15 protein-coding genes are annotated in these 15,499 nt (G+C 59.5%); 11 read left to right on the forward strand and 4 right to left on the reverse strand.

Features of this window, described 5'->3' with window-relative positions; genetic code table 11:
• Positions 1 to 246: 246 nt before the first annotated feature.
• The 5 genes from D7S44_RS10840 to D7S44_RS10860 are packed head-to-tail and all read left to right on the forward strand — an operon-like array spanning position 247 to position 5,490.
• Positions 247 to 816, forward strand: coding sequence for a spore coat protein U domain-containing protein (locus D7S44_RS10840; protein ID WP_120454733.1), 570 nt, complete (start codon positions 247 to 249; stop codon positions 814 to 816).
• A gap of 49 nt (positions 817 to 865) precedes the next feature.
• Positions 866 to 1,354, forward strand: coding sequence for a Csu type fimbrial protein (locus D7S44_RS10845; RefSeq protein WP_240629459.1), 489 nt, complete (start codon positions 866 to 868; stop codon positions 1,352 to 1,354).
• A gap of 21 nt (positions 1,355 to 1,375) precedes the next feature.
• Positions 1,376 to 2,068, forward strand: coding sequence for a fimbrial biogenesis chaperone (locus tag D7S44_RS10850; RefSeq protein ID WP_120454737.1), 693 nt, complete (start codon positions 1,376 to 1,378; stop codon positions 2,066 to 2,068).
• Entirely contained in the window at positions 2,069 to 4,519 is a 2,451-nt protein-coding gene (locus tag D7S44_RS10855; RefSeq protein WP_120454739.1) for a fimbria/pilus outer membrane usher protein, read from the forward strand.
• Positions 4,516 to 5,490, forward strand: a complete 975-nt coding sequence (locus tag D7S44_RS10860) for a Csu type fimbrial protein (protein WP_120454741.1) — start codon at positions 4,516 to 4,518, stop codon at positions 5,488 to 5,490. The genes D7S44_RS10855 and D7S44_RS10860 overlap by 4 nt, the downstream gene beginning before the upstream one ends.
• Here the strand turns inward: D7S44_RS10860 and tcuC are convergent.
• The 3 genes from tcuC to exbB all read right to left on the reverse strand — a co-directional run bounded on the left by tcuC (position 5,487) and on the right by exbB (position 8,253).
• Positions 5,487 to 6,809: an MFS transporter gene (gene tcuC / locus D7S44_RS10865; RefSeq protein ID WP_120454743.1), complete on the reverse strand. Its 1,323-nt coding sequence runs from the start codon at positions 6,807 to 6,809 to the stop codon at positions 5,487 to 5,489. The two genes, D7S44_RS10860 and tcuC, sit on opposite strands and share 4 nt — an antisense overlap.
• A gap of 292 nt (positions 6,810 to 7,101) precedes the next feature.
• The gene (exbD, locus tag D7S44_RS10870; RefSeq protein WP_120454745.1) at positions 7,102 to 7,524 is read right to left on the reverse strand and encodes a TonB system transport protein ExbD; all 423 of its coding nucleotides are present in this window, start codon (positions 7,522 to 7,524) and stop codon (positions 7,102 to 7,104) included.
• A gap of 3 nt (positions 7,525 to 7,527) precedes the next feature.
• Positions 7,528 to 8,253, reverse strand: coding sequence for a tol-pal system-associated acyl-CoA thioesterase (gene exbB, locus D7S44_RS10875; RefSeq protein ID WP_179256417.1), 726 nt, complete (start codon positions 8,251 to 8,253; stop codon positions 7,528 to 7,530).
• Positions 8,254 to 8,603: 350 nt separating this feature from the next.
• Between exbB and D7S44_RS10880 the strand changes: the two genes are divergently transcribed.
• From D7S44_RS10880 to D7S44_RS10900, 5 genes are all read left to right on the forward strand, one after another.
• Entirely contained in the window at positions 8,604 to 9,581 is a 978-nt protein-coding gene (locus D7S44_RS10880) for a TRAP transporter substrate-binding protein (RefSeq protein ID WP_120454749.1), read from the forward strand.
• Positions 9,582 to 9,627: 46 nt separating this feature from the next.
• Entirely contained in the window at positions 9,628 to 10,134 is a 507-nt protein-coding gene (locus D7S44_RS10885) for a TRAP transporter small permease (protein WP_120454751.1), read from the forward strand.
• Between the two features lie 9 nt (positions 10,135 to 10,143).
• On the forward strand, positions 10,144 to 11,430 hold the full coding sequence (locus D7S44_RS10890; RefSeq protein WP_120454753.1) for a TRAP transporter large permease: 1,287 nt from the start codon (positions 10,144 to 10,146) through the stop codon (positions 11,428 to 11,430).
• A 157-nt stretch (positions 11,431 to 11,587) separates the two neighbouring features.
• The gene (gene metC / locus D7S44_RS10895) at positions 11,588 to 12,778 is read left to right on the forward strand and encodes a cystathionine beta-lyase (protein ID WP_120454754.1); all 1,191 of its coding nucleotides are present in this window, start codon (positions 11,588 to 11,590) and stop codon (positions 12,776 to 12,778) included.
• A 105-nt stretch (positions 12,779 to 12,883) separates the two neighbouring features.
• Positions 12,884 to 13,546, forward strand: a complete 663-nt coding sequence (locus tag D7S44_RS10900) for a DedA family protein (RefSeq protein WP_120454756.1) — start codon at positions 12,884 to 12,886, stop codon at positions 13,544 to 13,546.
• Positions 13,547 to 13,556: 10 nt separating this feature from the next.
• Here the strand turns inward: D7S44_RS10900 and D7S44_RS10905 are convergent, their stop codons facing one another.
• Positions 13,557 to 14,465, reverse strand: a complete 909-nt coding sequence (locus D7S44_RS10905; RefSeq protein WP_120454758.1) for an AraC family transcriptional regulator — start codon at positions 14,463 to 14,465, stop codon at positions 13,557 to 13,559.
• A gap of 194 nt (positions 14,466 to 14,659) precedes the next feature.
• Here D7S44_RS10905 and dkgA point away from each other — a divergent pair, with 194 nt between their 5' ends.
• A complete protein-coding gene (dkgA, locus tag D7S44_RS10910) occupies positions 14,660 to 15,487 on the forward strand; it encodes a 2,5-didehydrogluconate reductase DkgA (RefSeq protein WP_120454761.1) in 828 nt (275 codons plus the stop codon).
• The last annotated feature ends 12 nt before the right edge of the window (positions 15,488 to 15,499 follow it).

Below are 15,499 nucleotides of genomic sequence, written 5' to 3' on the forward strand. Positions count from 1 at the left end.
TACAGGTTTATCGACCGGATAAATTAATTGATTAATGAAAAGTTGCGGTATCGCTTCACCGGAGCTTGTGCGCTGTTCTATATTAAGTAAAATTTATAAAAAGCACTTAGCTTAAAGCTAAGATTTTCCTCAGGATGAGGCGTAATCTCTGGCCTGGCCGGGGCCGCTACGCCAGATCTTGCTTGTGTTACTAATTAATCACCGGGCGAAAAAGCACTGACTCTACATAATCGGTAAGGATTAATTATGAAATTCAAGCTTTTTCTGTTTGCCGCTGCGGGCCTGACCTCGGCATTATCCTCTGTTACTTTTGCCGCCACCACGACAGGGACAATTAACGCTACCCTGACGCTGACCACGGGCTGCCTGGTGAACGGCCAGTCCGCCACCAGCGGCGTTAACTTCGGTACCCTGAACTTCGGCAGCAGCGCGGCGACCTTCGACACCCTGAACGCCACGCTGGTCGGTGCGGCCGGCAACGGTATTTACGTGCGCTGCACCACCGGTCAGACCTACAACGTGCAGGTGACCAGCAGTAACGCAGCACCTGCCACTGTCTTTGGGACGGTTTCCGGCCAGCCGCGCTACCTGATCCTCGGCTCCAACAATACGCAAGGGATCGCCTACACGCTGTACAGCGACGCGGCCTTTACCACCGCTATCGCCAACAACACCAATATCCCCGCCACCGATACCACTGACCCTACGCTTGGCACCAACTACGCCATCTACGGGCGCGTCGTGGGCGGCGGCTTCAACCCGCTTATTCCGGCAGGTACCTATACCGACACCATTAACGTCGCCGTGAACTACTGATCGCGCGTTCAGGAGCATTCGGGTGGCTGCGCTGCGCGCTTTGCGCAGGCTGATCTGCACGCTGCCCCTGCTGACAGGAAGTCTTAGCGCCTGGAGCCTGCCTACCAGCACGTTTCAAGTCTCTGCTTCCATTGTGGCGGGCTGCGTCGTCTCCGGTACGAATACCGGCGTTTTCGGCACGCTTGATTTCGGCTCGCAGTCAGGCGTCGCCAGCAGCAGCGTCAGCGCCAGCTTCGTGCAAAGCACCGCCATTACGCTCGCCTGTACCCCCGGCACGACGCTGAGCATGAGCATTAACGGCGGCAGCAACTACACCACGACGCGCAACCTGAAACACACCAGCAATACCAATACCGTGGCCTATGCCCTCTATACCAACGCCAGCCATACCACCGCCATTCCGGTAAACAGCGCCGTCGCGCTGAGCTACAGCAACGCCAGCAACATTACGTTGCCGATTTATGGCCTGCTGCGGCTGCCCGGCCCGACGCGCGCTGGCGTCTACACCGACACGCTGACCGTGACGCTGAGCTGGTAGCCGCATGCTTAAAGGAGAAAGATGATGATGCGCGCCCTGTTGTTCCTTGTTTCCCTGCTGGCGACCAGCGCCCAGGCAGCGAATTCGCTGATGATCTGGCCTATCGATCCCAGCATCAACCCCGATGAAAAAGCCAGCGAGCTGTGGCTGGAGAATCGCGGCAACGCCACTACGCTGATGCAGGTACGCATCTTCAGCTGGCAGCAGGTCGGTGGCAAAGAGCAGTACGCCACGCAGCAGAGCGTCGTCGCCAGTCCGCCGCTGGTGCGTATTGAGCCTGGGCAAAAGCAGCTGGTACGCCTGATTAAGCAGACGCCGCCTGGCGCGGGCCAGGAGCTGGCGTACCGCGTCGTGCTCGACGAGATCCCGACACCGCGCACGCCGGGCGAAAACCAGGCGGGCCTTAATTTTCAGATGCGCTACTCAGTGCCGCTGTTTGTCTATGGCGACGGGCTGACGCGCGACGCAGCGAAGCCAGAACTGAGCTGGCGACAGGTCAGCGAGGGTGGAAAGTCCTGGCTGCTGCTCACCAACCGGGGCAGCGGCCACGCGCGCCTTAGCAACGTCACCCTCGGCGGACGCAAACTGGGCGACGGCTTGTTCGGCTACGTGCTGGCGCACAGCGAAAATCGCTGGCCGCTAAAAAATGCGGTTAGCGGCCAGATGAGGGCGGATACCAACGCCGGTGAATGGCGCAGCGCGCCCAGCCGCTAAATGCCAGGCTCTCTCCATCCCTGCGCGCTGGCGGTGGCCAGCGTCTGCGCTTCTCTGACGCCGGCCGCCGCGCTGGCGGAGACCTTTTCGTCGCTGCCGCCGCCGCCGTCGCTGGAGAGCAGCGGCGAACAGCAGCGTTATATGCTGGAACTGGTGATTAACCAGCGTGAAAACGGCGCTATCGTACCGGTAGAAAGACGCGATGGCCGCTTGCTGGTGCGCGCGGGCGATCTGCAGCGCGCCGGCATCCCGGCCGAGAAGCTGCCGGACCCGCAGCTGGTCGACGTTACCCGCTGGAACGAAGTAAAAGCGGACTATGACGATCGGCGTCAGCGCCTGCTGTTAACGGTGCCGCCCGCGTGGCTGCCAGGCCAGGTAATCGGCGCAGCGCAAAACGGGCCGCGCTACCCTGGCCGCACCTCCACGGGGGCGCTGTTCAATTACGACCTCTACGCCACCCGCACCGCCAACGCTGGCACGCGGCTGTCGGCCTGGAACGAGCTGCGCCTCTTCGGCTCCGCAGGCCAGTTTTCCAGCAATGGCGTCTGGCAGCAGCAGATGGAAGGCCGCGCTCCCGCGCAGGACGACGGCTATATCCGCTACGACACCTGGTGGAGCAATGAGGATGAGAACAAGGTGATCAGCTGGCGCGTCGGCGATCTCACCACCGATGCGCTGAGCTGGAGCAACAGCGTGCGTCTCGGCGGGATACAGATCGGCCGCGATTTTAGCGTGCGGCCCGATCTCGTGACCTACCCGCTACCGGCCTTTTCCGGTCAGGCCGCGGTGCCCTCCACCGTCGATCTCTTTATCAACGGCTACCAGTCCAGCCAGGCGAACGTGCAGCCGGGTCCCTGGTCGCTGACTAACGTGCCCTTTGTCAACGGCGCAGGCGATGCGGTCATTACCACCACCGACGCGGTGGGACGCCGGGTGACGACGACGCTGCCGTTTTATGTCTCCAGCACGCTGCTGAAAGCGGGCCTGAGCGACTACTCGTTTTCCGCTGGCGCGTTCCGCGAAAACTACGGTATTAAGAACGTCGATTACGGCAACGCGGCGGCCAGCGGCTCGCTGCGCTACGGCGCGACCGACTGGCTAACGCTGGAGACCCATGCCGAAGGCAGCGACTCGCTGGCGATGGGCGGCGCGGGAGCGATGTTTCGCATCGGCAGCCTGGGTGTGCTAAACGGCGCGCTGGCGCAGAGCCAGATGAGCGGCGCAGCCGGAACGCAGTACAGCTGGGGCTACCAGTACAACAACAGCTGGTTCAGCATCGGCACACAGCATACGCTGCGCAGCCGTGAATTCGGCAACCTGGCGCTGCTCAACAGTCGTACCGGCAACAGCAACGCCAGCAATACCACTTACAGCCTGGCGCGCCGCAGCGCCCAGTACAACGCCAGCGTGTCGCTGAGCCAGTACGGCAGCCTCGGTGCGGCCTACATCGATATCAGCGGCGGCGACGGCCAGCATACGCGGCTGCTTAACCTTTCGTGGAGCAAAACGCTGTGGGGCAACGCCAGCCTCTACCTCTCCGCCAGTCGCGACCAGCAACAGGGCGCATGGAGCGGCGCGATGTCGCTGGTGATCCCGTTCGGCGAACACGGCAGCGCTTCGGTCAGCATGGAGCGCGACCAGCAGGGCGAAAACAATCAGCGCCTCTACCTGTCGCGCTCGATGCCGAGCGACGGCGGCTTCGCCTGGGATGCCTCCTGGGCTAATCAGGGCGGCGACAGCGGCGACTATCGCCAGGCGAGCCTGCGCTGGCGCAATAATAAAATCGACACCTCCGCAGGCTTTTACGGCGACGACGACTACAACACCCAGTGGGCGGATCTCACGGGTTCGCTGGTGTTAATGGACAGCCAGGTGTTTGCCGCCAACGGTATCAACGACGCCTTTGTGGTAGTGAAAACCAGCTACCCCGACGTCAATGTGCGCTATGAAAACCAGTCGATGGGGCGCACTGACCGCAGCGGCTACCTGCTGGTGCCCTCGGTCAGCAGCTACTATCCGGCGAAGTATGATATCGATACGCTCGATCTGCCCGCCGATATGACGACGCCGCAGGTTGAACAGCGCTTCGCGGTGAAACGCCAGAGCGGCTACCTGCTCCATTTTCCGGTAGAGAAGCTGCGCTCCGCCAGCGTGATCCTGCAGGACGCCGAGGGTCAGCCGCTGCCGGTCTCCAGCCAGGTGCTGCGCGAGGGCCAGGCGACCGAGTATGTCGGCTGGGACGGCATCGCCTGGCTGGAAAACCTGCGCGCCAGCAACCCCCTTCGCGTCGCCACGCCGGACGGCCGCACCTGCAGCGCCGAGCTGACTATCGCCAGCGGCCAGCCGCAGGCGCTGAAAACCTATGGCCCGATTACCTGTCCGCTGCCGCCGCGACCGGCGGGCGCGCCGACTCCCAACCCCGATAACGCCACCTCAGGGATCACACCATGAAAAAAATGCTGCTGCTGATGCTGCTGATGCTTTTCCCGACGCTGTCGCGCGCCGCCTGCACCCTGCCCAGCTCGACCGCCAGCTTTGGCTCAGTCACGACCTTCGTGGTGAACAGCACGACAGAGGCGACCTCGACCAACGCCAACGTCAACTGTGGGGCCGGCTCGTCACTCTCGCTGCTGGGCAATAACCAGATCACCTTTCAGCTTACCGGCGCCACCAACGTCAGCGGTACGCGCGGCATCCTTAAGCGCAGCGGCGATACCGGCACGGACAATATTCCCGTCCAGCTCTGCGTCGACAGCGCCTGCGCAACGGAGCTGACTATCGGCGGTGCCGCCCATGTCTTCAGCCAGTCGGTGCTGGTTAATCTCGCCGGACTGCTGGGCAGCCTCAACTTCGCCATTCCGGTCTATCTGCGCACCGTACCGGGTCAGACGGTCGCCGCCGGCACCTATACCACCACGCTTAACCTGGCGGTAACCTATAACGTCTGCACAAGCATCGGCGTCGGCAATCTCTGCCTGACGCCGCAGAGCGGCAGCGGCGTGATCCCCATCGCCGTCACCCTGGTCGTCACCAATGACTGCACCACCATTACCGCGCCCAATATCAGCTTTGGCAGCGCGCCGCTGGTCGGCAGTTTTTCCGCCGTCTCGCAGACGATTAACGTGGTATGCAGCAAAGGCAGCACCTACACGGTGGGATTAAGCAACGGCAGCTATGTCAACGGCACGCAGCGCCAGATGGCGAGCGGCGCGAACCGGTTGAGCTATGAGATTTACAAGGGGACCAGCAGCAACCGCTGGGGGCCGAGCGGCACCGATCGCTACAGCAGCGCCAGCGCCACCAGCGTCAGTACGGATGGAGTGACGCGCGGCTATAACTACACCGCGCGCATACTCACCACGCAGACCACGCCGCCCGCAGGAAACTACACGGACAGCGTGGTGGTGGATGTGTCGTTTTAAACGGAGGCGCCAGCGGCGGCGGTGCTGCTGCGTCGCGCGCGATACTGTTTGACCATGCGTCCAATCAGCAGCGTGCCGATCAGACCGCAAACGGCGGCAAAAGTGAGCCATACGCCGGGCATCGCTTTATCGCCGGTGGCGTGGATCAGATAGCTGGAGATAGCGGGCGTAAAGCCGCCGAACAGCGCGGTCGCCAGACTATAGGCGAGCGAGAAACCTGAGGCGCGCACTTCGGCAGGCATAATTTCCGCCAGATAGACCACCATTGCGCCGTTGTAGCTGGCGTAGAGGAACGAGAGCCAGAGCTCAGCTTCCATCAGATGGGCGAAGGTCGGCGATCCTACCAGCCAGTGCAGCACCGGCCAGGTGGTGACGATCATCAGCAGCGTAAAGGTAATCAACAGCGGGCGGCGGCCGATACGGTCCGACAGCGCGCCCATTACCGGCAGCCAGAACAGGTTGGAGATGCCGATGCACAGCGTGACCAGAAAGCTCTCTTTGTCACTCATCATCAGCACGGTTTTGCCGAAGGTGGGCGTAAAGGCAGTGATCATATAGAACATAACGGTGGTGGTGACCACCATCAGCATTCCCGCCAGCACCAGTGCCCAGTTGCTCGCCAGCGAGCGCATAATATCCCGCATGCTGGGATGGTGTTTGCGCTGGCTAAAGGCTTCGGTCTCTTCCAGCATACGGCGGATCCAGAACAGAAACGGCACGATCATACAGCCGATGAAGAAAGGAATACGCCAGCCCCAGTCCGTCACCGCCTCTTTTGCCAGCAGATGGTTGATCAGCAAGCCGAGCAGCGCAGCGAAGATCACCGCGATCTGCTGACTGCCCGACTGCCAGCTGACGAAAAAGCCTTTACGTCCTTTCGGCGCAACCTCCGCCAGATAGACCGAGACGCCGCCCAGCTCCACGCCAGCAGAGAAGCCCTGCAGCAGACGGCCCAGCAGGATGAGGATCGGCGCGGCGGCGCCCAGCGTGGCGTAGCCCGGCACTACCGCGATGGTGAGCGTGCCTATCGCCATCAGCCCCAGCGTTAACAGCAGCCCTTTACGACGGCCATGATGGTCGATATAGGCACCAAGCACGATGGCGCCCAGCGGCCGCATTAAAAAGCCAGCGCCGAAGGTCATCAGGGTTAACATCAGAGAGGCGAATGGGTCGTCGCCTGGGAAAAAGGTTTTCGATATGGCGGTGGCATAATAGCCAAACACCATAAAGTCATACATTTCAAGGAAGTTACCGCTGGTAACGTTAAAGATGGTTCGAGCGCTGCCCTGAGGCTTTTGTAAAGGTGAAGTGTGACTCATAGTGGCTTCCTGCGTTTTTTTCCCCTTTTAGCCTGCCTGAGCCGGGAATAATGTGACATACCTCACCATTGCACTTTACAATCGCGAAACCAAAAGTAACAAATAATTAACCCCGCAATTATGCAGCATAATTCACCATTAAATGCCGCACTCCCCCTCTCTCCTCTCTGACGGGCAGCCTCCAGAGGCCGCTCGCCTGCGCAGCCGCAAAACCATAAACAGCGCCCTCGCCGCCAAAAACAAAAAGGGCAGCCGTCTGGCTACCCTTTTCAATTTGCATCTGCTTGCCCGCTTATTTTGCGGCGGTTTCCATGCCCATCAGGCCGATCTTGAGATAGCCCGCGGCGCGCAGCTTATCCATCACGCTCATCAGGGTTTCATAATCCACCGACTTGTCGGCCTGGAAGAAGATCGTCGTCTCTTTATTGCCTGCGGTCTGGCTGTTCAGCACGTTGACCAGCGTCTCCGGCGTGACCGGATCGTTGCCGATAAAGAGCTGCTTGTCGGCCTTAATCGACAGATAGACTGGCTTCTCCGGCCGCGGCTGCGGCGCGCTGGTCGAGGCGGGCAGATTAACGCGAACATCCACGGTTGCCAGCGGCGCGGCCACCATAAAGATGATCAGCAGAACCAGCATAACGTCGATAAACGGCGTTACGTTGATTTCATGCATTTCGCCATCGCTTTCCAGGTCGTCGTTTAATCGCATCGCCATGACTTAACCTACGCGTAATTTCTGAGCGGTCGGGCGAGCGTCAGCGCTTTTCGCGTTAAGGTTGCCCAGGTCGATATCGCGGCTCTGCAGCAGCAGGATTTGCGCGGCCACGTCGCCCAGCGACGCTTTATAGCCCGCAATCATGCGTGCAAAGACGTTGTAGATCACTACCGCAGGGATCGCTGCGACCAGACCGATGGCGGTTGCCAGCAGCGCTTCGGCAATGCCGGGGGCGACAACGGCCAGGTTGGTGGTCTGCGTCTGCGCGATGCCGATAAAGCTGTTCATGATGCCCCATACCGTGCCGAACAGGCCGATAAAGGGTGAGACGGAACCGATAGTGGCGAGGAAGCCGTTACCGCGTCCGGCGTGGCGGCTGAAGGCGGCGACGCGGCGCTCAAGGCGGAAGCTGGTGCGCTCTTTAATACCGTCGGTATCTTCTGCGCCCGCGGAGAGTTCAATCTCGTTTTGCGCGTCATTAAGCAGGACTGCGCTGTGGCTGTGGCTTTTGAACTGCGCGGCGGCACGGGCGGCGTCGCCTAAGTTACGGGCTTCGCCCAGCGCCATCTGCTCACTTTTTAATCGGCGCTTTGCCGCGCTAAGCTCGGCATACTTTCCAAAAAAAATCGCCCAGGTCACGACCGACGCCAGCAACAGGCCGATCATTACCACTTTTACCACGATATCAGCATGTTGATACATGCCCCAAACAGAGAGATCCGTTTGCATCAAGTCACTGGCTACCACGCTGCGTCTCCAACTTCATATGCAGGAATAATGGATAAGCGCGAATAATAGCAAAAAACGAGCGAATTGATAGTAGTTCTCATTACTATTTACAAAGTACAGGGACGGTATACCCGATCGTTACTGACATTTTATGACACTTTTCGGGTCGATTTCAGAAATGTGATTTCCTGTATAAATTTATTAAAACATCGTTTCAAAATGTGAGCTTGTTCATTCAATTCACATTGCCGCATTTTCAGCCAGCGCGTTTTGCCTATTCTGGCAACACGCGGGCCGCCTCCTCTGCCGCACAATACCTGTGCCCTCCTCTACCTGCCTGGAGAAAAATAATGAGAATGAATAAATGGATCCTTGCCGCTTCCGTCTCTGCGGCGCTCGCCCTGAACGCGACATCGGCGTCGGCGAAGGTATTAAAAGTGGCGGAGGTTCAGCCCGCCGGCTACCCCACCGTCGTGGCCCTGCAGCATATGGGCGACAAGCTGAAACAGGCCACCAGCGGACGCCTGGAGATGAAAGTCTATGCAGGCGGGGTGCTGGGCGATGAAGATCAAACGCTGCAGCAGGTGCAGCTCGGCGCGATCGATATGATCCGCGTCTCGCTGGCGCCGGTCACCACCATCGCGCCCGAAACCAGCGTGCTGACGCTGCCCTATATCTTTCGCGACGTGGACCATATGCATAAGGTGCTGGACGGCGAAGTCGGCAAACAGATTGTCGACAAGTTCGACGCCGATGCCAACGCGCGCATGGTGTTTCTCGGCTGGACCGACGCGGGCGAGCGCAACATGATCACCAAAAAGCCGCTCAGCAAACCAGAGGATCTCAAAGGCATGAAGATCCGCGTGCAGAACAGCGCCATTTCGCTGGCGACCCTGAAAGCGATGGGAGCGAACCCGGTGGCAATGGGGGTCAGCGAAGTATTTAGCGCCATGCAGACCGGCGTGGTGGACGGTACGGAGAACAATCCGCCAACCTTCGTCGCGCATAACTACCTACCGGTAGCGAAGTTCTACACCCTGACCGGCCACTTTATCCAGCCGGAGATGATCCTCTTCTCAAAAACCTCGTGGGCGCGTCTGTCGCCGGAGGATCAGACGCTGCTGAAGAAGCTCGGCAAAGAGGCGCAGGATGAAGAGCGTCAGCTGTGGGCAACCTACACCCAACAGTCGATCGAGAAGATGAAAGCGGGCGGCGTCACTTTTCAGGAGACCGACAGAGACTACTTTATGAAAGCCACGCAGCCGGTTCGCGATCGGTTTGGCGGCGCATACAGCGAACTGATGGCGCAAATAGCCGACGTTAAATAACCCACCGCCGCCGCGCATTCGACGCGGCGTTATTCAGGTAACGCATATGACCCGATACTCTCGTCTGATGGATGGGCTCTATCTGCTGTGCATGGGCATCGCCGCCGTCGCGCTGTTGGTGATGGTGACGGTGATCCCCATCGGCATTTTCGCCCGCTATGTATTAAACGGCGCGCTGGCGTGGCCCGAGCCGGTCGCCATTGTCTGCATGATCATTTTTACCTTTATCGGCGCGCCGGTGGGTTTTCGCGCCGGTACGCATATCTGCGTCTCGATGGTGACGGATCGCCTGCCGCCTACCGCGCAGCGGCTGATGCTGCGCCTGTGCGATCTGCTGATGGTGGCGACCTGTCTGGTGATCTTCCAGGCGAGCTACAACCTCTGCCTGGCGATGTGGATCCAGCCGCTCGCCTCGCTGCCTGCGGTGACCTACGGCGAGATGTATTTGCCGATCCCCATCGGCGCGCTGTTTACCCTGTTGTTCGTGATTGAGCGGCTGCTGAATGGCGATCAAAGCCAGCGGCCAGTGGTGATTTTAGGCGGCACCCATTAAGGAGCGACCATGGACGCATTGATGTTAATCGGCAGCCTGGTTGTGCTGCTGCTGTTGGGTTTTCCCGTCGCCTTCGCTGTGGGCCTCAGCGCCTTTATCGGCGCATGGTGGATCGATCTGCCGCTGGAGGCGGTGGTGATTCAGATCACCAACGGCGTTAATAAGTTTTCGCTGCTCACCATTCCCTTCTTTATTCTGGCGGGCGCGATTATGGCGGAAGGCGGCATTGCGCGACGGCTGGTTAATTTCGCCTATATCTTTGTCGGCTTTATTCGCGGCGGGCTGTCGCTGGTAAATATTGTCGCCTCAACCTTTTTCGGCGCGATTTCCGGCTCGTCGGTGGCGGATACCGCCTCGATTGGTTCGGTGATGATTCCGCAAATGGAGCAGAAGGGTTATCCACGCGACTTTGCCGCGGCGGTCACCGCCAGCGGCTCGGTGCAGGCGGTGCTGACGCCGCCCAGTCATAACTCGGTGATCTATTCGCTGGCGACCGGCGGCGTGGTGACCATCTCCTCGCTGTTCGTCGCTGGCATCTTTCCCGGCTTGCTGCTGGGTTTCTGCCTGATGGTGATGTGTCTCGCTTTCGCACGCAAGCGGGGTTACCCCAAAGGGGAACGCATTCCGTTTCGCCAGGCGGTGAAGATCTTCTTTGACGCCTTCTGGGGTCTCTTTACCATCGTGATCATTCTGGGCGGCATCCTGTCGGGCATCTTTACCGCGTCGGAATCAGCCGCCATCGCCTGCCTCTGGGCCTTCTTCGTCACCATGTTTATTTACCGCGACTTTAAGTGGAACCAGCTGCATATTCTGCTGTTCCGCACCATCAAGACGGTGACTATCGTGATGGTGCTGATCGCCTTTGCGGCGGGCTTCGGCGCGGTGATGACCTTTATGCAGCTGCCGACCATTATCACCGACGCCTTTACCAGCCTGTCGGATAACAAGTACGTCATTCTGATGTGCATCAACCTGCTGCTGCTGGTGATCGGCACGCTGATGGATATGGCGCCGATTATCCTTATCCTGACGCCGGTGCTGCTGCCGGTGGCGACCACGCTGGGCATCGATCCGGTGCACTTCGGCATGATCATGATGACCAATCTCGGCATCGGGCTGATTACCCCGCCGGTGGGGACGGTGCTGTTTGTCGCCAGCGCGGTAAGCAAGCAGAAGATTGAGCAAGTGGTAGGCGCGATGATGCCTTTCTACGTCATGTTGTTTCTGGTGCTGATGCTGATCACGTATATACCCGCCCTCTCGCTGTGGCTGCCGCATCTGATGGGAGTGATGTAACGCGCTGAAAGGCGCGGCGGCGTGGCCTTCTCGCGCACCGCGCCGCCGCGCCCTGTCCGCTGTCGGACAGGTTCTGAATATCAGGATTTGGGGTCAACCCTGAACGGTAATTCGTGGTAACGTGAAGGCTTTGTAGCAGGCGGCAGAGCAGACACGAATGACGACCAAAAAAATAGATACCACCTTAGTCAGCGCGGGACGCAGCAAACGTTACACTCAGGGCGCGGTCAACAGCGTAATTCAGCGCGCCTCCTCCCTGGTTTTTGACACCGTCGCCGATAAAAAACGCGCCACGGCGGGACGCGCTACCGGGGAACTCTTTTATGGCCGTCGCGGCACCCTGACTCACTTCTCGCTGCAGGATGCGATGACCGAGCTGGAAGGCGGCGCGGGCTGCGTGCTCTACCCCTGCGGCGCGGCGGCAGTTGCGAACGCCATTCTCTCTTTTGTCGACGCGGGCGATCATGTGCTGATGTGCGGCGCGGTCTATGAGCCGACGCAAGACTTCTGCACCAAAATCCTCAGCAAACTCGGCGTCGCCACTACCTTCTACGACCACACTATCGGCAGCGAAATTGGCGCGCTGGTGCGTGCGGAAACGCGCGTGGTGTTTCTGGAGTCCCCCGCCTCTGTCACCATGGAGGTACAGGATATTCCGGCAATTGTCGCAGCGGTGCGCGCAAAGGCGCCTGACGCGGTGATCATGATGGATAATACCTGGGCGGCGGGCTTTTTCTTCAATGCACTGGCGCACGGCGTGGATATTTCAATTCAGGCAGGTACCAAATATCTGATTGGCCACAGCGACGCGATGATCGGCACCGCGGTGGCGAACGCGCGCTGCTGGGAGCAGCTGCGCGAGAACTCCTACCTGATGGGCCAGACGGTGGACGCCGACAGCGCCTATATGGCGAGCCGCGGCCTGCGTACCCTCGCTACGCGCCTGCGTCAGCATGAGGCGAGCGCGCTGCAGGTGGCGGAGTGGCTGACGACGCGTCCGGAAGTGGCGCGCGTCAACCATCCGGCGCTGCCGCAGAGCAAAGGCCACACCTTCTGGAAACGTGACTTCAGCGGCAGCAGTGGCTTGTTTTCATTTGTGCTGCATGAAAAACTCAGCGACGAAAAACTGGCACATTACCTTGATCGCTTCCACCATTTCAGCATGGCCTATTCGTGGGGCGGTTACGAGTCGCTTATTCTGGCGAACCAGCCGGAAGAGCTGGCGGCAATCCGACCGGCGGGGGGCGTCGACTTTGACGGAACCCTGGTGCGTCTGCATATTGGTCTGGAACACGTTGACGACCTGATTGACGATTTAACGGCGGGCTTTAACCGCCTGACGCAGTAATAACTTAAACAGAACCTCAACCACAGAATGGCGACCGGCCGCAGATCAAATCTCTGTACCGGATTGCCGCTAAAATAGATTCCTTGTGACTCGATGGGATAGCAGATGAGTGTTTTACACGAGATTGTTCACGCGCTCTGGCATCAGGATTTTGCCGCGCTGGCCGATCCTAATGTGGTTTGGGTAGTTTACGGCGTCATGTTTCTGACGCTGTTTCTGGAAAATGGCCTGCTTCCCGCCTCTTTTTTGCCAGGCGACAGTTTGCTGCTGCTGGCGGGCGCGATGGTCGCCAAAGGGGTGATGGATTTTTTCCCGACCATGGTGATCCTGACCACCGCCGCCAGCCTCGGCTGCTGGCTCAGTTACCTGCAGGGACGCTGGCTCGGCAATACGCGTCTGGTGAAGGGCTGGCTGATGCACCTGCCAGCGCAATATCATCAGCGCGCGTGGCAGCTCTTTAACCGTCACGGCCTGATGGCACTGCTGGTGGGACGCTTTCTGGCGTTCGTCCGTACCATTCTGCCTACCATGGCGGGCATCTCCGGCCTGCAGAACGGCCGGTTTCAGCTCTTTAACTGGCTCAGCGGGCTGCTGTGGGTGGCGATTGTCGTGGCGTTTGGCTACGGCATCAGCCAGGTGCCCTTTATCAAACGCCATGAAGATCAGGTCATGGCGATCCTGATGGTGCTGCCGGTCGTTCTGCTGTTTGTTGGCCTGGCAGGCAGCATTGTGGTGATCTGGAAAAAACGTCGGCAAAAACAGGCCTGATCGCGCTGCGTCAGGCCTGCGGCTCCGCCACTGTCTGACGCACGCGGCTAACTTCCTCGCCCGGCGTCACGCCGAAATAGCGCTTAAACTCCCGTGAAAACTGTGATGGGCTCTCGTAGCCCACGCGTACTGCCGCCGCACTCGCTTTTAATCCGTCATGCAACATCAGCAGCCGCGCCTGATGCAGCCGGTAGCGCTTCAGATACTGCAGCGGCGAGGTTTGCGTTACCGCCTTGAAGTTATGGTGAAACGCCGAGACGCTCATATTCACTTCCGCCGCCAGCGCATCGACGCTGAGGTTATCCGCATAGTGGTTTTCAATACGGCGCAGCGCGCGGGCGATCTGGCTGAACTGGGTGTGGCGGCTCACCAGCGACAGCAGCGCGCCGCCCGTCGGTCCGGTCAGCACGTAATAGATAATCTCGCGCACGATTTGCGGCCCCAGCACGCGCGCGTCGCGTGGATTCGCCATCACGTCCAGCAGGCGCTCCGCCGCGCACAGCATCGGTTCGGTCAGCCAGGCTGAGTGAATGCCCGAGGTCTGCGGCTGTGGCTGAAAATCCTCATCGTCGCCAATCTCTATCAGCAGATCCTGCAGGCTGGCGGTATCGACCGTCAGACACATGCCCGCGACCGGCTCTTCCGGCGACGCCCAGGTTTCGCACTCCACCGGCAGCGGCACCGTCAGCATCAGATATTTGGTGGCGTCGTAGGTAAAAACGGTGCTGCCGAGATAACCGGTTTTGCTGCCCTGAAACAGAATAACGATACCGGGCTGATACATCACCGGCGTGCGCGGCTGATATTGATTAAGGTAAATCAGATTGACGTTTTCCACCGGGCAAAGGCGGTTGCGTCCATGGGTCATTAGGGTCACAACCTGGTTTGCCAGGTGCTGACACAGAGCTTCGTGCGCCATGCATTTCTCTCGCAGGGTAAAGAAACCAGTCTGCCAGGCTGCTGCGAAATTCGCCACTGAAATGGAGAAACAGGCAAGACTTCCGCAGGATCAGGCAGGGCGGGAAACGGAATTGCCGACCACAATGAAAACAGGGTCAGGTTTGTTGACTAGACTTAAGCCTCACAGGTTCACTGCAACAGAAAGGAGCACTTATGGCAGATCAACCGATTATCAAACTGCACGACGGCAATATGATGCCACAGCTGGGGCTTGGCGTGTGGCAGGCGAGCAATGAAGACGCCCACCGCGCCGTGCTTAAGGCGCTGGAGGTCGGCTACCGCTCGATCGACACCGCCGCCGCCTACAAAAACGAAGAGGCGATCGGCCGGGCGTTACAGGATACCGATGTGCCGCGCGAAGATATTTTCGTTACCACCAAGCTGTGGAATGACGATCAGCAGAATGTGCAGCAGGCGATGGAAACCAGCCTGAAAAAACTGCAGCTGGAGCAGGTTGATCTCTATCTGATGCACTGGCCGTGCCCGGAGAAAGATCACTACGTTGACGCCTGGAAAGCGATGATTGAACTGCAGCAGCAGGGGCTGGCCAAAAGCATCGGCGTCTGCAACTTCCATGAAGCGCACCTGAAACGCCTGCTGGACGAAACCGGCGTTTCGCCGGTAGTGAACCAGATCGAGCTGCACCCGATGCTGCAGCAGCGCACGCTGCACGCCTGGAACGCCATGCATCAGATCCAGACTGAGTCCTGGAGCCCGCTGGCGCAGGGCGGCGAAGGCGTCTTCGATCAGGACATTATTCGTCAGCTGGCGAAAAAATATGGCAAAACCCCGGCGCAGATCGTGATCCGCTGGCATCTCGACAGCGGCCTGGTGGTGATCCCGAAATCGGTAACGCCTGAGCGTATCGCCGAAAACTTCGCGGTATTCGATTTCCGCCTGGAGAAAACCGAACTGAGCGAAATCGCGAAGCTGGACCGCGGCAATCGTCTGGGGCCGGATCCAGAGACCTTCAACGGCTAACCACTACGCGCG

The sequence above is a fragment of the Pantoea piersonii genome (genome assembly GCF_003612015.1).
Classification (GTDB): Bacteria; Pseudomonadota; Gammaproteobacteria; order Enterobacterales; family Enterobacteriaceae; genus Pantoea; species Pantoea piersonii.